Origin of the sequence: Paracoccus suum (assembly GCF_003324675.1) — a bacterium.
GTDB lineage: Bacteria > Pseudomonadota > Alphaproteobacteria > Rhodobacterales > Rhodobacteraceae > Paracoccus > Paracoccus suum.
In genome coordinates, this window is the sequence record NZ_CP030918.1 from 26,384 (window position 1) to 49,623 (window position 23,240).

At 66.5% G+C, this 23,240-nt stretch carries 20 protein-coding genes; 10 read left to right on the plus strand and 10 right to left on the minus strand.

The window, feature by feature from the left end:
• Positions 1-126 precede the first annotated feature (126 nt).
• Positions 127-276, minus strand: coding sequence for a hemin uptake protein HemP (gene hemP / locus DRW48_RS00115; protein ID WP_241963484.1), 150 nt, complete (start codon positions 274-276; stop codon positions 127-129).
• A 402-nt stretch (positions 277-678) separates the two neighbouring features.
• Between hemP and DRW48_RS00120 the strand changes: the two genes are divergently transcribed.
• From DRW48_RS00120 to DRW48_RS00150, 7 genes are all read left to right on the plus strand, one after another.
• The gene (locus DRW48_RS00120; RefSeq protein WP_241963306.1) at positions 679-1,860 is read left to right on the plus strand and encodes an ABC transporter substrate-binding protein; all 1,182 of its coding nucleotides are present in this window, start codon (positions 679-681) and stop codon (positions 1,858-1,860) included.
• A gap of 82 nt (positions 1,861-1,942) precedes the next feature.
• Positions 1,943-2,860 carry a branched-chain amino acid ABC transporter permease gene (locus DRW48_RS00125; protein ID WP_114074648.1) on the plus strand — a complete coding sequence of 306 codons (918 nt, stop codon included), beginning with the start codon at positions 1,943-1,945 and terminating at the stop codon, positions 2,858-2,860.
• A 2-nt stretch (positions 2,861-2,862) separates the two neighbouring features.
• Positions 2,863-3,771, plus strand: a complete 909-nt coding sequence (locus DRW48_RS00130) for a branched-chain amino acid ABC transporter permease (RefSeq protein WP_241963307.1) — start codon at positions 2,863-2,865, stop codon at positions 3,769-3,771.
• Positions 3,768-4,526, plus strand: coding sequence for an ABC transporter ATP-binding protein (locus DRW48_RS00135; protein WP_114074650.1), 759 nt, complete (start codon positions 3,768-3,770; stop codon positions 4,524-4,526). Before DRW48_RS00130 ends, DRW48_RS00135 begins: the two co-directional genes overlap by 4 nt.
• Positions 4,519-5,220 carry an ABC transporter ATP-binding protein gene (locus DRW48_RS00140; RefSeq protein WP_114074651.1) on the plus strand — a complete coding sequence of 234 codons (702 nt, stop codon included), beginning with the start codon at positions 4,519-4,521 and terminating at the stop codon, positions 5,218-5,220. The genes DRW48_RS00135 and DRW48_RS00140 overlap by 8 nt, the downstream gene beginning before the upstream one ends.
• 85 nt (positions 5,221-5,305) lie before the next feature.
• Positions 5,306-5,755 (plus strand): cupin domain-containing protein, encoded by a 450-nt coding sequence (locus tag DRW48_RS00145; protein WP_114077239.1) that lies wholly within the window; start codon positions 5,306-5,308, stop codon positions 5,753-5,755.
• 1 nt (position 5,756) lies between these two features.
• Complete coding sequence (locus DRW48_RS00150) at positions 5,757-6,998, plus strand: flavin-dependent oxidoreductase (RefSeq protein ID WP_114074652.1); 1,242 nt, start codon at positions 5,757-5,759, stop codon at positions 6,996-6,998.
• 1 nt (position 6,999) lies between these two features.
• Here DRW48_RS00150 and DRW48_RS00155 read toward each other — a convergent pair whose 3' ends face one another.
• Positions 7,000-7,953: a LysR family transcriptional regulator gene (locus tag DRW48_RS00155; RefSeq protein WP_114077240.1), complete on the minus strand. Its 954-nt coding sequence runs from the start codon at positions 7,951-7,953 to the stop codon at positions 7,000-7,002.
• Positions 7,954-8,166: 213 nt separating this feature from the next.
• Here DRW48_RS00155 and pdhA point away from each other — a divergent pair, with 213 nt between their 5' ends.
• From pdhA to DRW48_RS00170, 3 genes are read left to right on the plus strand one after another with little or no spacing between them, the layout of a single operon-like run.
• Positions 8,167-9,309: a pyruvate dehydrogenase (acetyl-transferring) E1 component subunit alpha gene (gene pdhA / locus DRW48_RS00160; protein WP_114074653.1), complete on the plus strand. Its 1,143-nt coding sequence runs from the start codon at positions 8,167-8,169 to the stop codon at positions 9,307-9,309.
• A 14-nt stretch (positions 9,310-9,323) separates the two neighbouring features.
• Entirely contained in the window at positions 9,324-10,724 is a 1,401-nt protein-coding gene (locus DRW48_RS00165; RefSeq protein ID WP_114074654.1) for a pyruvate dehydrogenase complex E1 component subunit beta, read from the plus strand.
• A gap of 12 nt (positions 10,725-10,736) precedes the next feature.
• Positions 10,737-12,068, plus strand: coding sequence for a pyruvate dehydrogenase complex dihydrolipoamide acetyltransferase (locus tag DRW48_RS00170; RefSeq protein ID WP_114074655.1), 1,332 nt, complete (start codon positions 10,737-10,739; stop codon positions 12,066-12,068).
• Positions 12,069-12,158: 90 nt separating this feature from the next.
• Here DRW48_RS00170 and DRW48_RS00175 read toward each other — a convergent pair whose 3' ends face one another.
• From DRW48_RS00175 to DRW48_RS00210, 8 genes are all read right to left on the minus strand, one after another.
• Positions 12,159-15,221, minus strand: coding sequence for an efflux RND transporter permease subunit (locus DRW48_RS00175; protein ID WP_114074656.1), 3,063 nt, complete (start codon positions 15,219-15,221; stop codon positions 12,159-12,161).
• Positions 15,222-15,260: 39 nt separating this feature from the next.
• Complete coding sequence (locus tag DRW48_RS00180; protein ID WP_241963308.1) at positions 15,261-16,559, minus strand: efflux RND transporter periplasmic adaptor subunit; 1,299 nt, start codon at positions 16,557-16,559, stop codon at positions 15,261-15,263.
• 134 nt (positions 16,560-16,693) lie between these two features.
• A complete protein-coding gene (gene glpK / locus DRW48_RS00185; protein ID WP_114074657.1) occupies positions 16,694-18,181 on the minus strand; it encodes a glycerol kinase GlpK in 1,488 nt (495 codons plus the stop codon).
• Between the two features lie 114 nt (positions 18,182-18,295).
• A complete protein-coding gene (locus tag DRW48_RS00190; RefSeq protein ID WP_114077242.1) occupies positions 18,296-19,972 on the minus strand; it encodes an ABC transporter substrate-binding protein in 1,677 nt (558 codons plus the stop codon).
• Between the two features lie 82 nt (positions 19,973-20,054).
• A complete protein-coding gene (locus DRW48_RS00195; protein ID WP_241963309.1) occupies positions 20,055-20,453 on the minus strand; it encodes a DUF2160 domain-containing protein in 399 nt (132 codons plus the stop codon).
• The gene (locus DRW48_RS00200; protein ID WP_114074658.1) at positions 20,453-21,274 is read right to left on the minus strand and encodes a carbohydrate ABC transporter permease; all 822 of its coding nucleotides are present in this window, start codon (positions 21,272-21,274) and stop codon (positions 20,453-20,455) included. The genes DRW48_RS00195 and DRW48_RS00200 overlap by 1 nt, the downstream gene beginning before the upstream one ends.
• Positions 21,274-22,140, minus strand: coding sequence for a carbohydrate ABC transporter permease (locus DRW48_RS00205; protein ID WP_114074659.1), 867 nt, complete (start codon positions 22,138-22,140; stop codon positions 21,274-21,276). Before DRW48_RS00205 ends, DRW48_RS00200 begins: the two co-directional genes overlap by 1 nt.
• On the minus strand, positions 22,140-23,237 hold the full coding sequence (locus DRW48_RS00210) for an ABC transporter ATP-binding protein (RefSeq protein ID WP_114074660.1): 1,098 nt from the start codon (positions 23,235-23,237) through the stop codon (positions 22,140-22,142). The genes DRW48_RS00205 and DRW48_RS00210 overlap by 1 nt, the downstream gene beginning before the upstream one ends.
• Between the last annotated feature and the right edge of the window lie 3 nt (positions 23,238-23,240).

Here is a 23,240-nt window from a genome sequence, read left to right on the forward strand (position 1 = left end):
CGGCTCGTCGCCGCGCGCGCCTAGGGGTGAGGGCGGGGCAGCGACGTTCCGGGCGAGCCGGCGCGCGCGGGGAGTCACACTGGCAGGCTCGGGACTTTGACAGTTGGGGCGTCGCGCAGCCCGGATTCACTTGGTCAGGATCAGCTTCCCCTGACGCGTGATGCGAAGGGTATAAGTCTGCCCGTCCAGGCAGATGGCCGCCAGATTTCCGCCGGCGGTCAGCCCGCGCGCATCATGGCGCGGCAGCAGGGCATCCCCCATGGGCAGTTGCTGCATGGCGGCCGAGACCTCGGGCGAGGGATTCAGGTATCGGGGGTCGAGATGCAGGGTCATGCGCATGTCTCCGGCTGAGAATGGTCATTGACTCGGCGGCCTTGGCCCGCCGGTCCCGATACCTTAGTTATTTAGTAAGTTTTTGGTCAAGCGATTTATGCGCCCTCAGGTGTTCGCCCACAAACGCCGTGCTTGACGTAGGCCCGCGCCGCGGCAACAGTCAAATAGTTCAAGCACGAAGAATTGGCAGGCAGGCGCAAGGCACAGGTCGGACAGACGGGCAGAACGGCGGCCGGGCCAGTCCCTGCACGCACTTCCCACTCAACCCCGATCGTTGAAATGCGGCCTGACCGAACGCATGACACATATCCGGCCCTGACGCCGGGAGGAATGGGAGGAAGCCTGATGATGCTGAGGACAACGCTGGCCGGGGCAACGGCCGCCCTCGCCCTGACCGTCGCCGCACCCGCACTTGCCGCCGACGGCGCGGTCAAGATCGGGCTGATCTACACCCTGTCCGGCCCCGCGGCCGCGCTGGGCGAGCAGGCGCGCAACGGCTTTCAACTGGCCGTGGAGACGATGGGCGGCAAACTGGGTGGCGACACGGTGGATCTGGTCGTGGCCGATGACGAGCAAAAGCCCGACGTCGCCGTCAACAAGGTCAAGGAACTGATTGAACGCGACAAGGTCGATGTTGTGGTCGGCCCAATCTTCTCGAACATCCTGATGGCGATCGAAAAGCCGGTTGTGGACGCGGGCAAGATCCTGATCAGCACCAATGCCGGGGCCTCCAGCCTCGCCGGCAAGGATTGCAACCCGCTGTTCTTCGTAACGTCGTATCAGAACGACGATATCCACCAGACGGCTGGCGAATACGCGCAGAAGCAGGGCTACAAGAACGTGTTCCTGATGGCGCCGAACTATCAGGCCGGCAAGGACGCGATCAACGGCTTCAAGCGCAGCTACAAGGGCGGGGTCGCGGGCGAGGTCTACACGCAGCTGGGCCAGCTAGACTTCTCGGCGGAGTTGGCGCAGATTGCCGCCTTCCAGCCGGATGCGATCTTCACCTTCATGCCCGGCGGCATGGGCGTGAACCTGGTCAAGCAGTACCGCCAGGCCGGCCTCGACAAGATCCCGATGCTGTCGGCCTTCACTGTGGACGAAAGCACGCTGCCCGCCCAGCAAGATGCGGCCGTGGACATGCTGTCGGCGACCAACTGGACCCCGGACATGGACGCCCCCGGCAACAAGGAGTTCGTCGCCGCCTACGAGGCGAAGTTCGGCGCCGTCCCCGGCACCTACGCGATGCAGGCCTATGACGCGGCGCTGCTGCTGGACGCCGCCCTGAAGGAGACGGGCGGCAAGGTCGACGACGCCAAGGCATTGGCCAAGGCAATGGAAACCGCGACCTTCCCGAGCCTGCGCGGCAAGTTCAAGTTTGGCCCGAACCACTATCCTATCCAGGACATGTTCATCGCCAAGGCCGTCAAGCGCCCGGACGGGAAATACGCCACCTCGATGGTCGAGACGGTCTTTACCGATCACCAAGACAGCTACGCATCCGAGTGCAAGATGCCGGCAAGCTGACGGAACCGTTGGCTGCCCCCGCCCGACCGGCGCGGGGGCGGCCGGCATTTGACGTGATCGGACTATCGACCGGGGAGGTCGGATGCTGAACCTGTTCGCCCTGCAACTCCTCAACGGGGTGCAATACGGGCTGCTGCTGTTCCTGATCGCCGCCGGGCTGACGCTGATCCTGGGGATCATGGATGTCGTCAACCTCGGACATGGCGTCCTTTACATGCTCGGCGCCTTCCTGATGGTCAGCGCCACCGCCGCCACGGGCAATTTCTGGCTGGGGCTGCTGCTGGTGCTGCCTGCAACCTTGCTGATCGGCCTCGTGCTGGAGCGGTTGCTGTTCCGACCGCTTTACGCGCGCAGCCACCTCGATCAGGTTCTGGCGACCTTCGGCCTGGTGCTGGCAGTCACCGAGGTCTGCCGTATGATCTGGGGAAACAGTCCGCTCTCGGTCGCGATGCCCACGGCGCTGTCCGGCTCGGTCCCGCTGATTGCCGGGGTGCAGTTTCCGGTCTATCGACTAGTCATCATCGGCACGGGCCTGGCGGTGGCATTGGGCCTTTATCTGGTCATCGGTCACACCCGCATCGGCATGCGCCTGCGCGCCGGGGCGACGCATCGTGGCATCCTGTCGGCGTTGGGCGTCGATGTGGGCCGCCTGTTCGCGCTGGTGTTCGCCTTTGGCGCCATGCTGGCCGGCTTTGCCGGCGCCATCGTCGCGCCGCTGCTGTCGGTCGATACCGGCATGGGCGAGGCGGTGCTGATCACCACGTTCGTCGTCGTGGTGATCGGCGGCATCGGCTCGGTCCGCGGCGCCTTTGTGGCGGCGCTGCTGGTCGGCAGCGTCGATACCTTGGGCCGCAGCTTTGGGCCCTTGATGCTGGCCAAGATAATGGACCCGGCGACCGCCGCGCAGGCCGGGCGCACCCTCGCCCCGATGCTGGTCTATCTGCTGATGGCCGCGATCCTCGCCGTCCGTCCGGCGGGCTTGTTTGGTCGCCCGGCATGAGGATGGCCCGGCGAGACCGTCTGGCGCTGGCGCTGCTTGCGCTGCTGCTGGTTCTGCCGCTGATCCTCGGCGCGCTGGGCGAGGGGTTCATGCTGGGCGTCGCCACCCGCATCCTGGCCTTTGCCATCGCCGCACTCGCCCTTGATCTGGTGCTGGGCTACGGCGCGATGGTCAGCTTTGGCCATGCCGCCTACCTCGGGATCGGCGCCTATGTCACCGCCATCCTCGCCCGCACCGGCGTGACCGAGATCATGGTCCAGATGCTGGCCGCCATGGCCGGGGCAGCGCTGTTCGCGGCCGTCACGGGCGCCATCGGGATGCGCACCCGCGGCATCTATTTCATCATGATCACCCTCGCCTTCAGCCAGATGGCCTTCTTCTTTTTCGTGTCCTTCTCGGCGCTTGGCGGCGATGACGGCACCCAGCTTGCCGCCGGATCGAGCTTGCTCGGCACACGCGCGCTCGCCTCGACCACCGGGCTTTACCTCTTTACCGTCACGCTGCTCGCGGTCCTCTATGTCCTTGCCCGGCGGCTGACCGACAGCCGCTTTGGCCGGATGCTGATGGGCACGCGCGAGAACATGGTGCGGATGCGCGCCATTGGCGTCTCGCCCTTTCCGTTCCGGCTGACCGCCTATGTCATCTCGGCGGCGGTCACCTCGCTCGCCGGGGTTATCATGGCCAACCAGGCAGGCTTTGTCTCGCCGGCGCTGATGAACTGGCACCGCTCGGGCGAGTTGATCGTGTTCGTCGTCCTCGGCGGGCCGGGCACGCTGGTCGGGCCGATCATCGGCGCGATCGCCGCCATGAGCTTCGAGGAGGGGCTGGCCGCCCTGACGCAGCACTGGCGCCTCGGTTTTGGCCTGGTGCTGATCGCGGCGGCCCTGCGGCCCAAGGGGTGGTGGCGATGACACCGATGCTGTCCATGCGGGACCTGCGAAAGAACTATGGCGCGCTGAAGGTGACGGACGGCGTCACCCTCGACATCCCGCCGGGCGAATTGCACGCCATCATCGGCCCCAACGGCGCCGGCAAGACTACGCTGCTGTCGCAACTGTCCGGCGAGACCGCGCCCGACAGCGGCAAGGTCGTGCTGGACGGTCAGGACGTCACCGCCATGCCGATGCAGGCCCGCGTGCGGCTGGGGCTGGCGCGCAGCTTTCAGATCACCTCGATCCTGCCGTCCTTCACGGTGCTGGAAAACGTCGCCACCGCCGTGCAGGCGCGCAGCGGCAGCAGCTTCCGCTTTGCCGCGCAAGTGGCCGCCGACAGGGTCCTGAATGACGAGGCGATGGGCTATCTGGATGCCGTTGGCCTCGCCGACAAGGCAGGCCGTATCGCCGGCCCGATGAGCCATGGCGAGCATCGCCAGCTGGAGATTGCGACCGCGCTGGCGACCCGTCCGCGCATGCTGCTGCTGGACGAGCCGCTGGCGGGCACCTCGGGGCGGGAAGCGGATCTGCTGGTGGACTTGCTGCAAGAGCTGCGCGGCACGCTGACCATCGCGCTGATCGAACATGACATGCAGGCGGTCTTTGCGCTGGCCGACCGGATTTCCGTTCTGGTCTATGGCCGGCTGATCGCCTCGGGCACGCCAGAGGCGATTCGCGGCGATGCGCAGGTCCGCGCCGCCTATCTTGGCGACGAGGAGGCGGCACATGCTTGAGGTGCAAGGCCTCGAGGCGGCCTATGGTGCCAGTCGCGTGCTGCACGGCATCGATCTGTCGGTAGCGCCGGGCGAGGTCGTCACGCTCATGGGCCGCAACGGCATGGGCAAGTCGACCACGGTCAAGTCGATCTTTGGCCTGCTGCGCCCGCGGGCCGGGCGAATCACGGTCATGGGACGCGATCTGACGGGGGCCGCGCCGCACCGCATCGCGGGTGCGGGCCTTGGCCTCGTGCCCGAGGGGCGGCAGGTGTTCCCCTCGCTCAGCGTCGAGGAAAACCTGGTCGCCACCGAGCGCCCCGGGCCGGATGGCGCCCGCCGCTGGACCCTGCCCCGGGTCTACGCCCTGTTCCCGCGTTTGCAGGAGAGGCGGGCCAACATGGGCAACCAGCTTTCGGGCGGCGAGCAGCAGATGCTGGCCATCGGCCGCGCCTTGCTGACCAACCCGCAACTGGTGGTGCTGGACGAGGCGACCGAAGGCCTTGCCCCGCTGATCCGCGAGGAAATCTGGTCCTGTCTCGCCGCGCTCAAGGCCGAGGGGCTGGCGATCCTGGTGATCGACAAGAACCTGTCGGCCCTGACCCGCTTTGCCGACCGCCATGTGGTGATCGAAAAGGGCCGGGTTGTCTGGGCCGGCACCAATGCCGCGCTGATCGCCGACCCGGCCGTGGCCGAGCGGCATCTGCATGTCTGAAATCCAACGGAGGCCCATCATGAGCCAATCGAGCACCACCCCCGCCTGGTCGCCGACCGACCAGGCCCCCGCCGCGCCCGGCCCGATGACCGCCGGCATCACGCCGATGTCGGAGGGGCTGGCCGGCACGGCCTGGAACATCCTCGGCCAGACTTATGTGCCCAAGCACGTCACCCCCAGTTCGATGTCCTGGCACGCGACCTTTCCGGTCGGCACCTTCGTGCCGCCGCATATCCACCCGACGCAGGACGAGTTCCTGTACATCCTCGACGGCCGGTTCGACTTCTGGCTGGACGGGGTCGAGACCTCGGCGACGCCCGGCGATCTCGTGCGCCTGCCGATGGGCATTCCGCACGGCATCTTCAACAAGACGGACAGCACGGTGAAGTGCCTCTTCTGGGTCTCGCCCACGCGGCGGCTCTATGACCTGTTCTGGGCACTCCACGCGCTGGGGCCGACGCCGAACCCGGCCGATGTGGTCGCCGTCTCGGCCCGGCACGAGGTCGACTTCCTGCCGCCGCCCGAGGCCGCCTGACATGCATGTCCTGATCGCCGGCGCCGGCATTGGCGGATTGACCACGGCGCTGATGCTGCACGCGCGCGGCATCCGCGTCACGCTGTGCGAGCAGACCGAGACGGTTCGCGAGGTCGGCGTCGGCATCAACATCCTTCCCCATGCCATCCGCGAGCTGGACGCGCTGGGCCTGTCTCCGGCGCTGGATCGGATCGGCATCCGCACCCGGCACCTGGGCTATTACACCCGCGCCGGCCAGTTGGTGTGGGAGGAACTGCGCGGCACCCATGCCGGGCACGAGTTTCCGCAATACTCGATCCATCGCGGCCGGCTGCAAAAGCTGCTGCTGGATGCGGTGCTGGAACGGCTGGGGCCGGGCGCGGTGCGCACCGGCCGGAGGCTGACCGGGCATGTGCAGGACGAGGGCGGCGTGACCGCGTGGTTCGCCGACACCATCGACGGCGCTGCCGGCGAGGGGATGCGCGGCGACGTGCTGATCTGCGCCGACGGCATCCATTCGGCCGGCCGCCGCGGCTTTTACCCGTCCGAGGGGCCGCCGTCCTGGAACGGGGTTGTCATGTGGCGCGGCGCGACCATGTGGGCGCCGTGGCGTGATGGCGTCAGCATGGCGATCGGCGGCGGGCTTGCGGGCAAGTTCGTCCTCTATCCCGTATCCCCGCCCGAGGCGGACGGCCGCCAGTTGATGAATTGGGTGGTCAATGTCCGCATCAAGGACCCGGCTATCAGCCCGCCGCCGCCGGACAACTGGTCGCGCCGCGCGTCCAAGTCGCTTGTCCTGCCGCATGCGCTGCGCTTTGCCCTGCCCGATGTTGATATCGAGGCGCTGGTGCGCGCCACGCCCGAGGTGTTCGAATATCCGATGGCTGACCGTGACCCCCTGCCGAGGTGGAGCTTTGGCCGCGTCACCCTGCTGGGGGATGCCGCCCATCCGATGTATCCAGTCGGCAGCAATGGCGCGAGCCAGGCGATGCTGGACGCGCGTTGCCTTGCCGACCGGCTGGCCACGGCCGAGCATCCCCGCGCCGCCCTTTGGGCCTATGACGCCGAGCGCAGGCCCATGACGGCCCAGGTCGTATTGATGAACCGCAAGGGCGGACCCGAAGGTGTCATTGATGAGGTCGAAAAGCGCGCGCCCGCCGGGTTCACTGACCTCGACGCGGTCATGACGCCGGCCGAGCGCGAGGCCTGGGTGCGTGGTTACGCCACCACCGCCGGCTTTCAGCAGGTTCGCCGGCAGGCATAACTCAGCCCGCGTCCCCGGGCCGCCGGGGTCGCAGAATCAGCCCCGGCGCAGTCTCGGCCGAGATGCGCTCCTGCGCGTGCTCGACAAAGGCGCGCACGGTGCGCGAGGCGACCCGGCCCGCGACCCGTGTCAGCCCAAGGTGGATGCGCGGGACGGGGCCGGTCAGCGGCACGAAGCACAGCGGCTTGCCGTCCGGCGCGCTGGTCGAGGCCGGACGGATATTACCGATGGAATAGCCAAAGCCGTTTGCGACCAGCGATTGCATCAGGGCCAGATCTCGCGTCCGCTCGCCGATCACCGGGCGCAGGCCACGGTTGGTAAAGAACGACATGAAATATTCGGCGCTGATCGGCAGATCCAGCAGCACCATGGGATGCACCGCCAGATCCTCGACCGCGACCGAGGCGCGCGCCGCCAGAGGATGATCCGGCGCCATCACCGCATAGGGCGGCAGCGACACCAGCGGCGAGAAGGCCAGGTCCACCGGCAGGCCGATATCGAAGCTCAGCGCGATGTCGACGGTCGCGGCGCGCAGCCCCTCGATCAGCACGGCCTGGCTGCCCTCGGATTGGTGAAACTCGACCTGCGGATAGCGGTCGGCAAAGCTGCGGCGCAGTTGCGGCAGGACGATCTGGGCAAGCGTCGTCATGCAGCCGACCGCCAGCGGCCCGCGCACCTGCGAGGTGACGTCGGCCGCCAGATCGCTCAACCGGGCGGCCTGGTGCAGGACGGCCCGTGCCTCGTCGACAAAGCGCCGGCCGGCCTGGGTCGGGGCCACGCCCTGGGCGTGCCGGCGCACGAACAGCGGCAGGCCGAACTCGGCCTCCAATTGGGCAATGGCGGCAGAGACCGAGGGTGCCGAGACGTTCAACCGCTGGGCTGCATGGGTCACCGACCCGGCCTCGCCCACGGCGACCAGGTATTCCAGCTGCCGCAGAGTAAAACGCAGGGGCATCAGGCCTTCCATCGCCGAACGCGACGCAGCCTAGGACCGCATTGCCGCACCGCGCAAGCCGCCGCCATTTGCGCGCGGTGCGATAAACTGCATTGCGGCGCACGCCCCATAACAGCGGCCCGCACCCCTCCGTCTGCACATTGCACGCCCCTCCGCCTTGGGCTACCGCTTGGTTTCAGGCAGCTTAGTGACCTTGGGGGAGGGACCACCACGATGGCCAGACAGCCCGCGCAGGATAAGGGCGCAGACCGCGGCGCCGCCAAGGGACGCGAAAGCGCAAACCCTTCAGCCGCCGCAGATACCGCCCAAGGCACAGCCACCGCAGGTGCCGCCAAGCAGGCCCCGGCAGAGCGCGCCAACGTCTCGCGCGACGAGTTGCTGAAGCACTATCGCGACATGCTGCTGATCCGCCGCTTCGAGGAAAAGGCCGGCCAGCTTTACGGCATGGGCCTGATCGGCGGCTTTTGCCACCTCTACATCGGCCAGGAGGCGGTCGTCGTCGGCCTGGAGGCCGCTGCGGAAGAGGGTGACAAGCGCATCACCTCGTATCGCGACCACGGCCACATGCTGGCCTGCGGCATGGAGGCCCGCGGCGTGATGGCCGAACTGACGGGCCGCGAGGGCGGCTATTCCAAGGGCAAGGGCGGCAGCATGCACATGTTCAGCCGCGAGCGCCATTTCTACGGCGGCCACGGCATCGTCGGCGCGCAGGTTCCGATCGGCGCCGGGCTGGCCTTTGCGGACAAATACCTCGGCAATGGCCGCGTGACCTTCACCTATTTCGGGGACGGCGCGTCCAACCAGGGGCAAGTGTACGAGACCTACAACATGGCCGAACTGTGGGAGTTGCCGGTGATTTTCGTCATCGAGAACAACCAGTACGCCATGGGTACGAGCATGAAGCGCTCGACCAAGTCCAAGACGCTGTTCGGCCGTGGCGAAGCGTTCGGCATTCCGGGCGAGCAGGTCGACGGCATGGACGTGCTGGCGGTCAAGGCCGCTGGCCAGAAGGCGGTCGCGCACTGCCGCGCCGGCAAGGGCCCCTATATCCTCGAGGTGATGACCTATCGCTATCGCGGGCACTCGATGTCCGACCCGGCAAAATACCGGACCCGCGAAGAGGTCCAGAAGATGCGCGACGAGCGCGACCCGATCGAACAGATCCGCAGCCTGCTGCTGACCGGCAATCACGCCACCGAGGACGACCTGAAGGCCATCGACCGCGAGATCAAGGAGATCGTGAACGACAGCGCCGAGTTCGCCAAGGAGAGCCCCGAGCCGGCCGAGGCCGAGCTGTGGACCGACATTTATGCCGACTTGGTCCCGCAGGCCGAGCCGGCCGACCAGAACGTCTGAGGGGGCAAGCAGACATGGCAACCGAAATCCTGATGCCCGCCCTGTCCCCCACGATGGAGGAAGGCACCCTCGCCAAGTGGCTCGTCAAGGAGGGCGACACCGTCAAATCCGGCGACATCCTGGCCGAGATCGAAACCGACAAGGCCACGATGGAGTTCGAGGCCGTCGATGAAGGCGTGATCGGCAAGCTGCTGGTTCCTGAAGGAACCGAAGGCGTCAAGGTCAACGTCGCCATCGCCACGTTGCTGGCCGATGGCGAGGACGCGAGTGCCGCCCCCGCGGCCAAGGCCGAAGCGAAGGCAGATGCCTCGCCCGTGGCGCCGACTGAGACGGCGGACAAGGCCGAGACCAAGCCCGGCACCGCGCCCTCCGCCGTCGCCGCGGTGCACACGCCACAGCCCGACTCCAGTCCCGACTGGCCCGAAGGCACGGTGATGAAGACCATGACCGTGCGCGAAGCCCTGCGCGAGGCCATGTCCGAAGAGATGGAGCGCGACGAAGTCGTGTTCCTGATGGGCGAGGAAGTCGGCGAATACCAGGGCGCCTACAAGATCAGCCAGGGTCTGCTGGACAAGTTCGGACCCAAACGCGTGGTCGACACGCCGATCACCGAACATGGCTTTACCGGCATCGGAGTCGGGGCCGCCTTTGGTGGCCTGCGCCCGATTGTCGAGTTCATGACCTTCAACTTTGCCATGCAGGCGATCGACCAGATCATCAACTCGGCCGCCAAGACGCTCTACATGTCGGGCGGCCAGATGGGCTGTCCGATCGTGTTCCGCGGCGCGAACGGCGCCGCCGCCAGGGTCGGCGCGCAGCACAGCCAGGACTTTGCTGCCTGGTACGCGGCCATCCCCGGCCTCAAGGTGGCCATGCCCTATACCGCCGCCGACGCCAAAGGCCTGCTGAAGACCGCAATCCGTGATCCGAACCCCGTCATTTTCCTGGAAAACGAAATCCTCTACGGCCGCAGCTTCGAGGTGCCGGACCTGCCCGATTTCACCGTTCCCTTCGGCAAGGCCAAGATTGCCCGCGCCGGCAAGGACGTCACCATCGTCAGCTTCGGAATCGGCATGGCCCATGCGCTGGCCGCGGCCGAAACGCTGGCTGGCGAGGGGATCGAGGCCGAGGTGATCGACCTGCGCACCCTGCGCCCGATGGATACCGCGACCGTCATCGAAAGCGTCAAACGCACCAACCGCTGCGTGACGGTCGAAGAGGGTTTTCCCGTCGGCAGCATCGGCAACTACATCAGTTCCGTGCTGATGGAGCAGGCGTTCGATTATCTCGACGCGCCGGTCATTAATTGCACCGGCAAGGACGTGCCGATGCCCTATGCGGCGAACCTGGAAAAGCTCGCCCTCATCACCCCGGCCGAGGTGGTCGAGGCGGTGAAAAAAGTCACCTATCGCTGAGGGGCGCGGACCATGGCAACTGAAATCCTGATGCCCGCGCTATCCCCCACGATGGAGGAAGGCACCCTGGCCAAGTGGCTGGTCAAAGAGGGCGATGCGGTCAAATCCGGCGACATCCTCGCCGAGATCGAGACCGACAAGGCGACGATGGAGTTCGAGGCGGTCGATGAAGGCGTGATCGGCAAACTGCTGGTTCCCGAGGGGAGCGCAGGGGTCAAGGTGAACGCCCCCATTGCGACCCTGCTGGAAGAGGGCGAGGACGCAAGTGCCGCCCCTGCCCCCAAGGCCGAAGCGCCGAAATCCGAGGCGCCACAGACTGCCCCGAAAGCTGAGGTAAGCACACAACCTGCGGGCACGCCGACCGAGGCGCCCGCGAAGGCCGCCGCACCCGCGACGAAAGTCGGCGGGGACCGGGTCTTTGCCTCGCCCCTCGCCCGCCGGCTGGCTGCCGAGAAGGGAATTGATCTCGCGGGCGTCGCGGGCTCCGGCCCGCATGGACGGATCGTCAAATCCGACATCGACGCAGCGAAGCCCGGACAGATCACCGCTGCGGCACCCAAGGCCGAGGCCGCGACACCGGCCGCTGCCCCCTCCGCCGCGCCCGCCATGCCGCAGGGCATGTCGGCCGATATGGTCAAGAAGCTGTTCGCCGACCGCGAGACCGAGGAAGTGCTGCTGGACGGGATGCGCAAGACCATCGCCCAGCGCCTGACCGAGGCCAAGCAGACCATCCCGCATTTCTACCTGCGCCGCAGCGCCCGCATCGACGCCCTGCTGGCGTTCCGCGCGCAGCTGAACAAGTCGCTGGAGGGCCGGGGCACGAAACTGTCGGTCAACGACTTCATCATCAAGGCCTGCGCGCTGGCGCTGCAGGAAGTGCCGGATGCCAACGCCGTCTGGGCCGGCGACCGCATCCTGAAGATCAAGCCGTCCGACGTGGGCGTCGCCGTCGCGGTCGAGGGCGGGCTGTTCGTGCCGGTCCTGCGCGATGCCAACACCAAGAGCCTGTCGACGCTGAGCCACGAGATGCGCGATCTCGGCGCGCGGGCCAAGCGCAAGAAGCTGGCGCCGACCGAATATCTCGGCGGCCGCTTTGCGATCAGCAACCTCGGCATGTTCGGCATCGAGAATTTCGACGCCGTCATCAACCCGCCGCACGGCTCGATCCTCGCGGTCGGCGCCGGCCTGCGGCAGCCGGTGGTCGAGGGCGACGAGATCAAGATCGCCACGGTCATGTCGATGACCCTGTCGGTGGATCACCGCGTGATCGACGGCGCCCTCGGGGCGCAACTGCTGGAGCGGATCGTGACGCATCTGGAAAACCCGATGGCGATGCTGGCCTAAGCCGGCGCCCACCACTGCCAGACGCATCTGGGGCGGGGCTTAGGCCTCGCCCCAAATGTTTTTCCCTAACCTTCAGGGCGGCGTGCCGCGCTACTCGGCAGGGACGTCACCATGGGTCGGTTTGTTGATACCGATCAGGCGGCCGATGCCGCGCCCCATGCGCTGCTGAAGGCTGTCGATCAGGGAGAAGAGCGAGGGCACGAACAGCAGCGACAGCATGGTCGAGAATACAAGACCGCCAATGACCGCGATCGCCATCGGCGCCCGGAACTCGGCTCCCGCGCTGCCCGGCAGGGCGGAGGGCACCATGCCGGCGGTCATGGCGATGGTGGTCATAACGATGGGACGGGCACGCTTGTGCACCGCATCGAGGATCGCCTCGCGCTTGGGCACGCCCTGGTCCATCGCCGTCAGCGCGAACTCGACCAACATGATGGCGTTCTTTGTGACGATCCCCATCAGCATCAGGAAGCCGATGACGACCGCGAGGCTGATCGCATAGCCGGTGGCGAACAGCGCGAGGATCGCGCCGCCGATGGCCAGTGGCAGCGACAGAAGGATGGTGATCGGGGTGACGAAGCTGTGGAACAGCAGCACCAGCACCACATAGACCAGCATCAGGCCGGCGCCCATCGCGCTGCCAAAGGCGCCAAACACCTCGCCCATGATCTCGGCATCGCCGGCAGCCTGGATCTCGGTCCCCGGCGGCATGTCGATCTTGCCCTGCAGCGCGGTGACCTCGGCGCTGGCCGGACCCAGCACCGCCCCGGGCGCGAGGTTGGCCGAGACGGTGGTGCGGAACCGGCGATCATAACGCGAAATCTCGGTCGCGCCCGACGACAGGCGCACGTCCGCCACCGCGCCCAGCGGCACCTGCCCGGCATTCGAGGGCACGCGCAGGTTCTGGACCCGCAGCAGATCGTCGCGCGAGGCGGCGTTCAGGCGCACGACGATGGGCACCAACTCGTCGCCGGCGTTGAACTTGGCCAGGTTGCTGTCGACATCGCCGATGGTCGCAATGCGCAGCGTGGTCGCGAGCGCGCTGGCGGTCACGCCCAGTTGGGCGGCGACATCCTCGCGCGGGATGACCTGGATCTCCGGCCTTCGCAGGCTGGCGCTGCTGTTCACCCCTTCCAGCGAGGAAAGGCGCGACATCGCCTCGGACAGGCGCACGGCGGCAAGGGCGGCCGCTTCCTCGGTATCGCCCAGAACACTGATGTTCAGGTCGTTCTGGCCGCCCTCGTTCTGGAAGTTGATGCGCAGGTCGGGCGTGCCCGCCAGCTCTGCCTTGATCGCGGCCTCGATCTCGAACTGGGTGCGCTCGCGGGTTTCCTTTTCGCCATAGTTCAGCGCGAGGCGGGCCTTGGTGACATCACCCGTGCCGCCCTCGACAAAGACTGATTCGACCTCCGGGGACTGCTGGATGCGGGCCGAGATCGCGCGCGCCGTCGCCTCGGTATCCTCGATGGTGGCGCCGGGCGGCAGTTCAATGGTCAGCTGCGAGCGGCCGATATCGCTTTTAGGCACGAACTCGGTCGGCAGCAGCGTCGCCGAATAGATCGAGGCAGCAAAGATCGCAAAGCCGAGGATAAGCGTGATGAGGCGGTGGCGCAGTGTCCAGCGCAACACCCGCATCAGCCCGCGCAGCAGGATCCCGTCCTTTTCCGGCTCGCGATGCGGCACGCTTCGCAGGAAATAGGCCGCCAGCATCGGCGTGATGACCCGCGCGACCGTCAGCGACAGCAACACGGCGACCGAGACGGTCAGGCCGAACTGCTTGAAATACTGGCCAGAGATGCCGCCCATGAAGCCGACTGGCGCGAACACGGCGACGATGGAAAAGCTGATGGCGATGACCGTGGTGCCGATCTCGGACGCGGCCTCCTCGGACGCCTGATAGGCGGGCACGCCCATGTTGATGTGGCGCACGATATTCTCGATCTCGACGATGGCGTCGTCGACCAGAATGCCGGTCACCAGCGTGATGCCCAGAAGGCTGATGGTATTCAGCGAAAAGCCCAGCCAATCCATCATGAAGAAGGTCGGGATCACCGACAGCGGCAGCGCCACCGCGGCGATAAGCGTCGCGCGCCAGTTGCGCAGGAACAGGAAGACCACGACCACGGCGAGGGCGGCGCCCTCGAACAGGGTCTCCATCGCGCGGGTGTAGTTTTCCTTGGTGTAGGTCGTGCTGTCGTCGATCAGCTGGATATGGGCGTCGGGATATTTCTTGGACAGCTCGGCCAGCTTGGCCTTGGTCCCCTCGCCCGCCTCGAGGTCAGACTTGCCACTGGCGCGAAACACGCCGAACGCGACCACCGGCCCGCCGTCCAACAGGGCAAAGCTGCGCTCTTCGCTGGGGCCGTCGATGACCTGCCCAAGCTGGTCGAGGCGGATGGTCTTGCCCCCGGCGATGGCGATGGGGGTGGCGGCCAGCTTCGCGACCGAGTCCGCACCGCCCAGGGTGCGGATTGAATATTCGCTGCCAGCCAGATCGCCCCGCCCGCCGCCAAGATCGATGTTCGAGGCGCGCAGCTGCCCCGAGACGTCGGCCGCGGTCAGTCCCTGGGCCAGCAGGCGGTCGGGGTCCAACTCGACCTTGATCTCGCGCGAGGCGCCGCCAATACGGGTGACGCTGCCTACCGCCGGCACGGTCACCAGCTCGCGGGCGATCACGTCATCGACGAACTTGGCCAGTTGCTCGATGGATTTGGTGCGATCGCTGACGGCGTAGGTCTGGATCGCCATGCCGGTGACGTCGACTCGCTGGACCAGCGGCTCCTGTACCGATTCGGGCAAATCGGCGCGGACCTTGGTGACGGCATCCTTGACGTCGTTCACGGCGCGGTCGCTGTTCGTCTCCAACTCGAACTCGACCGTTGTGGTGGCGACGCTGTCAGTCGCGGTCGAGCTGATGTGACGCACCCCGGTGATCGAGGCGATGCTGTCCTCGATCGGTTTGACCACCTGGGTGGTCAGTTCGGTCGGGGCCGCGCCGGGCTGCGAGACCGTCACCGTGACGATCGGCAAGTCGATGTTCGGAAACTGCGTGACCGCCAGCCCGCGAAAGCTGTTGAGGCCGAGGACCAGCAGTACCAGAAACAGCGCAATCGGCGGGACCGGATGACGGATGGACCAGGTGGACAGGTTCATGCGGTGACCCCTATGGCCGGGCGATGCGGATACGGGCGGTCATGGCGCCTTGCCGGGCGCTGCGGGCTCGGCCTTGGGCGCGGCAGCCACGGTTTCAGGCGCGGGTGCTTTCGCTTGCAGCGCGGGCTCGGCGGCCCCGGCGCGGACCGGCTCGACTGGATCGCCATTGCTGAAGAAGGCGGCAGCGCGCGCAAGCACAGTCTCGCCTGCTGCCAAGCCTTCGATGATTTCGCGCCGGCCGTCCCATAGCAGGCCCGCCCTGACCGGGCGGGTTTCGATCCGGTCGTTCTTGACCACCTGCACCACGCCGCCCGCCGGGTCATCCGAGGCGAGGATGGCGCCGGCCGGCACCGTCACCGCGTCACGCCGTTCGGTCGTGATCCAGCCGCTGGCGAAAAGACCTGTGCGCAGGGCAGGGTTGGCTTCCAGCGAGACGCGCACGATGCCAAGGCGCGTGACCGGATCGACGCTGGCCGGGACCAGCCGCACCTCGCCGGTGACATCGCCAACGCCGGCGACGCGCATCAGCGCCGGATCGCCCACCTTCAACTGCTCCAGCGCGGTCTCGATCACCTCGCCCGCGACCTCGATCTGGCCATTGGCGGTCATGGTGAACAGTGGCTGCGCGCCGCTCGCGGCGATGGCCCCCAGCTCGGCCGTGCGGTTCGAGACGACACCAGCCACCGGCGCCTTGATCTCTGTTCGCTCGACGTTCAGCCGGGCGATATCGCGCGCGGCCTCGGCCTGGGCCACCTGCGCCTGCGCCACGGCCACGCCGTCCCCCGCCGATGCGGCGGCGGCGCGGGCCGACGCCTCGGCCGAGACCGCCTGGTCTAGGGTCGCCTGACTCGCGTTGCCCGACCGTTGCAGCCGTTGCACCCGTTCGAGCGCAGAGGTCGCCTGGTTCAGACTCGCGGCGGCACTGGCGATCTGGCTGCGCGACTGGCTCAGGCCTGCCTCGGCACGCTGGTATTCGGCCTCGGCCTGGGCAAGCTGTGCCTTAAGGGTGGCATCCGACAGGCGCGCCAGCAGCTGGCCCTTTTCGACCCTGTCGCCGGGCTCGACCAGCAGTTCGGTGATCTCGAACCCCTGCACTTGCGGGAAGATCTGCACCTCCTGCCGCGCGACAAGCGTGCCGGAGACGGGCACCTGCGCGAGAACCTCGCTGACGACGGCATCCTCGACAGTCGCGGCGGCGGGGCGGGCGGTGACCTGACCATCCTCAGCCTTGGCAGTTGCCGGGGCCGGTTGATGTTGCGCGGCCTGGGCCATTTCTTGCGCGGATATGGGCTGGGCCAGCACCAGAAGGGCGCCTGCAATCGAAAAGATCTTGTGCATGTCAGGTCCGCGCACTCGTTTCCGGCGCGACGTTACATGTTAGTGGCGCTCACAACAATGTCGTCCCGCCAAGGTGGCGGAGTTTTGCGGCCCATGGTCAGGAGACCATTCAATTGACGTTGCGTCAAGTTTCCTCACGCAACGGCAATGACCGCATCGACCGCGCGGCGCCAGCGCAGATGGCGGGCCTCGCGCTCGTCTTGCGGCATCGAGGGCTCGAACCGGCGATCCAGCTGCCAGACGACAGCCTGCTCATCCGGCCCGGGGCAGAGCCCGGCGTGATAGCCTGCAAGCCAGGCGGCGCCGCGCGCGGTCGTCTCGACGTCCGCCGGGCGATCAACCGGCACGCCCAGCATGTCCGCGACGAACTGCATCGCGGGCTCGTTCGCAGACAGCCCCCCATCGACGCGCAGCACCGCCGAGCTGTCCGCCTCGGGCCAGTCGGCGCGCATCGCATCCCACAGATCGCGGGTCTGGTGGCCGACGCTTTCCAGGGCCGCGCGGGCCATCTCCGCGGGGCCGGTGGCACGGGTCAGGCCGAACACCGCACCGCGCGCCTCGGGCACCCAATACGGCGCGCCGAGGCCGGTGAAGGCGGGCACCATGATGACCTGCTGGCCCGGGTCGGCGCGGTCCCACAAAGGCCCGGTTTCGGCGGCGTTGTGAATGACGCCCAACCCGTCGCGCAGCCATTGCACCACGGCGCCGGCAACGAAGATCGACCCTTCGAGGGCATAGGTCGGCTTTCCGTCCAGTTGATAAGCGATGGTTGTCAGCAGCCGATTGCGCGAGGCGACGGGCGTGCCCCCGGTGTTCAGCAGTGCGAAACAGCCGGTGCCATAGGTCGATTTCATCATTCCGGGGAGAAAACAGGCCTGCCCGACGGCTGCCGCCTGTTGGTCGCCCGCCACCCCGCAGATCGGGATCGCCGCGCCAAAGAGGTCGGTACGGGTGTTGCCAAACCCGGTCGCGCTGTCGCGCACCTCGGGCAGCATCGCCATCGGCACGTGGAACAGATCGCACATCGCTTGCGACCACACGCCCTGGTGGATGTCGTAGAGCATGGTGCGCGAGGCATTGGTCGCGTCGGTCACATGCACCTGCCCGCCGGTCAGGTTCCAGATCAGGAAACTGTCGATGGTGCCGAAGGCAAGCTCGCCCGCCTCGGCACGCGTCCGCGCGCCCTCGACCTGATCAAGTATCCAGGCTGCCTTGGTGGCGCTGAAATAGGGGTCGAGCAGAAGGCCGGTGGCGGCGCTGACCGCAGGCTCATGCCCTGCCGCCTTCAGCGCGGCGCAGGTCTCGGCGGTGCGGCGGTCTTGCCAGACGATGGCGTTATGGATCGGCTTGCCTGTGCGCCGGTCCCAGATGACGGTGGTCTCGCGCTGATTGGTGATGCCGATGGCGGCAATGTCACGGCCGGAAATGCGCGCATTCTCGATCGCCGCGCGGGCGGTGGCGGCGGTCGAGGCCCAGATGTCGGCCGGGTCATGCTCGACCCAGCCAGAGCGAGGAAATCCCTGTGCGAACTCGGCCTGCGACGAGGCGCGGACCCGCAGGTCGGTGCCAAATACGATTGCGCGCGACGAGGTGGTGCCCTGATCTATCGCCAATATGGTCATGCTGTCCCCTTCGCGCCGCACCCTCGCTGGCCGAATATGCATGGTCCAGTGCATGCACATCGGGGCAACGAGGAAGGGGCGCGCAAGGCGCGCCCCTTTGGTTTAGTGCCGCCCTTACTTCTGCCAGCTTTTCACCAGCTCGTCATAGTTGACGGTCTGCGGCTGGTCCTTCTCGTTCTCGATCTTCAACTGCGGCGCGATGCTGCCGTGCTCCTTGGCGTAGTTGTTCCACCACACCAGGTCATGCTCCTCGGCCAGTTTCGGGCCGATATCGCCTTGGACGCCGGCCTTCTCCAGACGGGCCATGACCTTCTCCTGCTCGGCGCACAGGCTGTCCATCGCCTCCTGCGCGGTCTTGGCGCCCGAGGAGGCGTCGCCGATGGCCTGCCACCACAGCTGCGCGAGCTTCGGATAGTCGGGCACGTTCGTGCCGGTTGGCGACCACTGCAGGCGCGCGGGCGAGCGGTAGAACTCGATCAACCCGCCGAGCTTGGGCGCGCGCTCGGTGAACGACTTGTCATCCAGTGTGGACTGGCGAATGAAGGTCAGCCCGACATGGCTTTTCTTCACGTCGACGGTCTTGGAAGTGACGAACTGCGCGTAGAGCCATGCGGCCTTGGCGCGGTCGTCAGGCGTCGATTTCAGCAGCGTCCACGACCCGGCGTCCTGGTAGCCCAGCTTCATGCCGTCCTTCCAGTAGACGCCATGGGGCGAGGGGGCAAAGCGCCATTTCGGCGTTTCGTCCTCGTTCACCACGGGCAGGCCCGGCTTCACGAAATCGGCCGTGAAGGCGGTGTAGGTGAACATCTGCTGGGCGACCTCGCCCTGGCTGGGGACCGGGCCGCTTTCGCTGAAGGTCATGCCTTGGGCCGCCGGCGGGGCGTAGGCCTTGATCCAGTCGAGGTATTTCTGGATCGCATAGACCGAGGCCGGGCCGTTGGTGTCACCGCCGCGCGCCACGCAGCTGCCCACCGGGCGGCTGCTCTCGTCCACGCGGATGCCCCATTCGTCGACCGGCAAACCGTTCGGGATGCCCTTGTCGCCGTTCCCCGCCATCGACAGCCACGCATCGGTGAAGCGCCAGCCGAGCGAGGGGTCCTTCTTGCCATAGTCCATATGGCCATAGACCTTCTTGCCGTCGATCTCGCGGCCGGTGAAGAACTCGGCGATGTCCTCGTATGCCGACCAGTTGACCGGAACGCCGAGGTCATAGCCGTACTTGGCCTTGAAATCGGCCTTGTTCTTCTCGTCGTTGAACCAGTCATAGCGGAACCAGTAGAGGTTCGCGAACTGCTGGTCGGGCAGTTGGTACATCTGCCCATCGGGCGCGGTGGTGAACGACTTGCCGATGAAATCGTCCACGTCGAGGTTGGGGTTGGTCACGTCCTTGCCGGCACCGGCCATCCATTCGGTCAGGCTGCGCGCCTGCTTGTAGCGCCAGTGGGTGCCGATCAGGTCGCTGTCGTTGACATAGGCGTCGTAGACGTTTTCGCCCGACTGCATCTGCGTTTGCAGCTTTTCGACCACATCGCCTTCGCCGATCAGGTCATGGGTCAGCTTGATCCCGGTGATGGCCGTGAAGGCCGGGGCCAGCACCTTGGATTCGTATTCGTGGGTGGTGATCGTTTCCGAGACGACGTTGATCTGCATGCCGGCAAAGGGTTTGGCGGCATCGATGAACCATTGCATCTCGGCTTCCTGGGCGGCGCGGTCGAGGGTCGACAGCGGGCCGATCTCCTTGTCGAGGAAGGCCTTCGCCTCCTCCATGCCGGCCTGTGCGCCGGTCGCCATCAGCGCAAGCGCGATGGCCGTCGTCAGGTAAAGTTTCACGGTATTCCCCTCCCCAAAGTCGCCGGTTGGTCCGGCGGTCACGTCACACCCAGCGAAACACCGCTAGGGCGTAGAGAAAGGCGATCACCAAACCGCCCCAGTCCGGGCTTCCCCCGAAGCCGACCCAGGCGAGGTTGATGAAGGCCGAACCGAGCAGGCTGATGAACAGCCGGTCGCCGCGGGTCGTGGCGATCCCCAGGATGCCGCGCCGGGGCGTTTCGGGATAGCGGATGGCAAGCCAGGTAAAGAGCAACAGCAGCCCGGCAATGACCCAGTAGAAAAACGCGGTCGGAAAGGTCCAGGCCATCCAGCCGCCCGGATTGAGCGCGCCGAACCAGTCCCGCGCACCATCTGCCACCGGCACCAGCGTGACCAGCCAGCCGAGGACTGCCAGCATTCCCAGGCCGACAAGGGCAAAGCCCGCGTTGACGCTGCGCTGCATCACACCCTCCCCAGGGCAAAGCCCTTGGCGATGTAGTTTCGCACGAACCAGATGACCAAGGCGCCCGGCAGGATGGTCAGCACGCCCGCGGCGGCCAGCACCCCCCAGTCGAGCCCCGAAGCCGAGACGGTGCGCGTCATCGTCGCCGCAATGGGCTTGGCGTTGACGCTGGTCAGCGTGCGCGACAACAGCAGCTCGACCCAGCTGAACATGAAGCAAAAGAAGGCCGCGACGCCGATGCCGCTGGCGATCAGCGGCATGAAGATTCGCACGAAGAACCGCGGAAAGCTGTAGCCGTCGATATAGGCGGTCTCGTCGATTTCGCGCGGCACCCCCGACATGAAGCCCTCGAGGATCCAGACGGCCAGCGGCACGTTGAAGAGGCAATGCGCCAGCGCGACCGCGATATGGGTGTCAAACAGCCCGACCGCGGAATAGAGCTGAAAGAACGGCAATGCGAACACCGCCGGCGGCGCCATCCGGTTCGAAAGCAGCCAAAAGAACAGGTGCTTGTCGCCCATGAATCGATAGCGGCTGAAGGCATAGGCCGCCGGCAGCGCCACGGCGATGGAAATGACCATGTTCATCAGCACATAGGTCAGGCTGTTGACATAGCCCATGTACCAGGACGGATCGGTCAGGATCGTGCGGTAGTTGGCGAATGTCAGGTTGTGCGGGTAGAGGCTGAAGGCACCCGTGATCTCGGCATTGGTCTTGAGGCTCATGTTCACGAGCCAGTAGATCGGAATCATCAGGAACAGCAGGTAGAGGGTCATTACGGCCGCCGAGCCGGTGCCCCTGCCCTCGCGCATGCTGGCCATCACAGCACCTCCCGCTGGGCTGTCATGACGGTGTAGAACACCCATGAAATCAGCAGGATAACGAGGAAATAGATCAGGCTGAACGCGGCGGCAGGCCCGAGGTCGAACTGGCCGATGGCGGTCTTGACCAAGTCGATGGACAGGAAGGTGGTGGCGTTGCCCGGGCCGCCGCCAGTCAGCACGAAGGGCTCGGTATAGATCATGAAGCTGTCCATGAACCGCAGCAGCACCGCGATCAGCAGCACGCCCGACATCTTCGGCAGTTCGATATAACGAAACACCGCCCAGCGGCTGGCCTGGTCGATCTTGGCGGCCTGGTAATATGCGTCGGGAATGGATTGCAGGCCCGCATAGCAGAGCAGCGCGACGAGGCTGGTCCAGTGCCAGACGTCCATGACGATGATCGTCACCCAAGCATCGATCGGGTCGTTGACGTAATTGTAGTCGATCCCCAGCGCCGCGAGCGTCTGGCCCAGCAGCCCGATGTCGACGCGGCCGAACACCTGCCAGATGGTCCCGACCACGTTCCAGGGGATCAGCAGAGGCAGCGACATCAGCACCAGCACCAGCGAGGCCCAGAACCCGCGCTTGGGCATATTCAGCGCGACAAAGATGCCGAGCGGGATCTCGATCAGCAGGATGATCCCGGAAAACAGCAATTGCCGGCCCAGGGCCGCGCGGATGCGATCGCTGGCCAGCACCTCCTGGAACCAGCCGATGCCGTTCCAGAAGAACTGATTGTTACCAAAGGTGTCCTGCACCGAATAATTGACGACAGTCATCAGCGGAATCACGGCGGAAAACGCCACCAGCAGCAGGACCGGCAGGACCAGAAACCAGGCGCGGTTGTTCAGCGGCTTGTCCATCATGCAGCCCTGCCCTGTTCATGGCCCAGCGGCTCGACCCGCCAGTCATCGACAAAGACGCCGATGCGCGCTGGATCAAAGGTGACCCGGTCGGCACCTGCGGGGATCGCGACGCCCTCGGGGACGGTAACGTTGAACGGGTGTCCGACCACTGTTCCGCGCAGGATGCGGTGGCGGCCGACGTCCTCGACCCGCGCAAGCTGGAACGGCAGCCCCGCGCCGCCCGCCGACAGGCGCACGGCGTCGGGTCGGATACCGATCTGGACGCGGCCCGTCACGGGGGCGTAAGCCCCGGCCAGCGTGACCGGCTGGCCCTCGACCAGCGCCGTCGCGCCATCCAGTTGCGCGGGCAGCAGGTTCATGCCGGGCGTGCCGATGAAATAGCCGACAAAGGTATGCGCCGGCCGGTCGAACAGCGATTGCGGGGTGCCGGATTGCACCACGCGCCCCTCGGACATGACGACCACCTCGTCGGCAAAGGTCAACGCCTCGGTCTGATCGTGGGTCACATAGATCATCGTGTGCCCGAACTCGCGGTGCAGCGCCTTGAGCTGGCTGCGCAATTCCCATTTCATGTGCGGGTCGATGACTGTCAGCGGCTCGTCAAAGAGGATCGCATTCACGTCCTTGCGCACCATTCCCCGCCCGAGGCTGATCTTTTGCTTGGCGTCCGCCGTCAGGCCGCGGGCGCGCCGGTCCAATTCACCCTCCATCCCGATCATGCGGGCGATGGCGCCGACACGCTCGGCGATCTGGGCGGCGGGAAGACCGCGATTCTTCAGCGGAAATGCCAGGTTATCGCGCACGGACATGGTGTCGTAGACGACCGGAAACTGGAACACCTGGGCGATGTTGCGGGCGGCGGTGGGCAGGGTGGTCACATCACGCTCGCCGAACAGAACGCGACCCTGTGACGGGCGCACGAGGCCCGAGATGATGTTCAGCAGCGTGGTCTTGCCGCAGCCGGACGAGCCGAGCAGCGCATACGCGCCGCCATCGCGCCAGGTCATCGTCGCGGGCTTCAGCGCGAAATCCGCCTCGGATTGCGGGTGGGCGAGGTAGCTGTGGGCGAGGTTGTCGAGGGTGATGCGGGCCATCCC

What these genes read in the sequence shown, in the direction of transcription:
- hemP (WP_241963484.1), bottom strand. Translation starts at nt 276, where the DNA reads ATGCAGCAACTGCCCATGGGGGATGCCCTGCTGCCGCGCCATGATGCG.
- DRW48_RS00120 (WP_241963306.1), top strand. Translation starts at nt 679, where the DNA reads ATGATGCTGAGGACAACGCTGGCCGGGGCAACGGCCGCCCTCGCCCTG.
- DRW48_RS00125 (WP_114074648.1), top strand. Translation starts at nt 1,943, where the DNA reads ATGCTGAACCTGTTCGCCCTGCAACTCCTCAACGGGGTGCAATACGGG.
- DRW48_RS00130 (WP_241963307.1), top strand. Translation starts at nt 2,863, where the DNA reads ATGGCCCGGCGAGACCGTCTGGCGCTGGCGCTGCTTGCGCTGCTGCTG.
- DRW48_RS00135 (WP_114074650.1), top strand. Translation starts at nt 3,768, where the DNA reads ATGACACCGATGCTGTCCATGCGGGACCTGCGAAAGAACTATGGCGCG.
- DRW48_RS00140 (WP_114074651.1), top strand. Translation starts at nt 4,519, where the DNA reads ATGCTTGAGGTGCAAGGCCTCGAGGCGGCCTATGGTGCCAGTCGCGTG.
- DRW48_RS00145 (WP_114077239.1), top strand. Translation starts at nt 5,306, where the DNA reads ATGACCGCCGGCATCACGCCGATGTCGGAGGGGCTGGCCGGCACGGCC.
- DRW48_RS00150 (WP_114074652.1), top strand. Translation starts at nt 5,757, where the DNA reads ATGCATGTCCTGATCGCCGGCGCCGGCATTGGCGGATTGACCACGGCG.
- DRW48_RS00155 (WP_114077240.1), bottom strand. Translation starts at nt 7,953, where the DNA reads ATGCCCCTGCGTTTTACTCTGCGGCAGCTGGAATACCTGGTCGCCGTG.
- pdhA (WP_114074653.1), top strand. Translation starts at nt 8,167, where the DNA reads ATGGCCAGACAGCCCGCGCAGGATAAGGGCGCAGACCGCGGCGCCGCC.
- DRW48_RS00165 (WP_114074654.1), top strand. Translation starts at nt 9,324, where the DNA reads ATGGCAACCGAAATCCTGATGCCCGCCCTGTCCCCCACGATGGAGGAA.
- DRW48_RS00170 (WP_114074655.1), top strand. Translation starts at nt 10,737, where the DNA reads ATGGCAACTGAAATCCTGATGCCCGCGCTATCCCCCACGATGGAGGAA.
- DRW48_RS00175 (WP_114074656.1), bottom strand. Translation starts at nt 15,221, where the DNA reads ATGAACCTGTCCACCTGGTCCATCCGTCATCCGGTCCCGCCGATTGCG.
- DRW48_RS00180 (WP_241963308.1), bottom strand. Translation starts at nt 16,559, where the DNA reads ATGCACAAGATCTTTTCGATTGCAGGCGCCCTTCTGGTGCTGGCCCAG.
- glpK (WP_114074657.1), bottom strand. Translation starts at nt 18,181, where the DNA reads ATGACCATATTGGCGATAGATCAGGGCACCACCTCGTCGCGCGCAATC.
- DRW48_RS00190 (WP_114077242.1), bottom strand. Translation starts at nt 19,972, where the DNA reads ATGGCGACCGGCGCACAGGCCGGCATGGAGGAGGCGAAGGCCTTCCTC.
- DRW48_RS00195 (WP_241963309.1), bottom strand. Translation starts at nt 20,453, where the DNA reads ATGCAGCGCAGCGTCAACGCGGGCTTTGCCCTTGTCGGCCTGGGAATG.
- DRW48_RS00200 (WP_114074658.1), bottom strand. Translation starts at nt 21,274, where the DNA reads ATGGCCAGCATGCGCGAGGGCAGGGGCACCGGCTCGGCGGCCGTAATG.
- DRW48_RS00205 (WP_114074659.1), bottom strand. Translation starts at nt 22,140, where the DNA reads ATGGACAAGCCGCTGAACAACCGCGCCTGGTTTCTGGTCCTGCCGGTC.
- DRW48_RS00210 (WP_114074660.1), bottom strand. Translation starts at nt 23,237, where the DNA reads ATGGCCCGCATCACCCTCGACAACCTCGCCCACAGCTACCTCGCCCAC.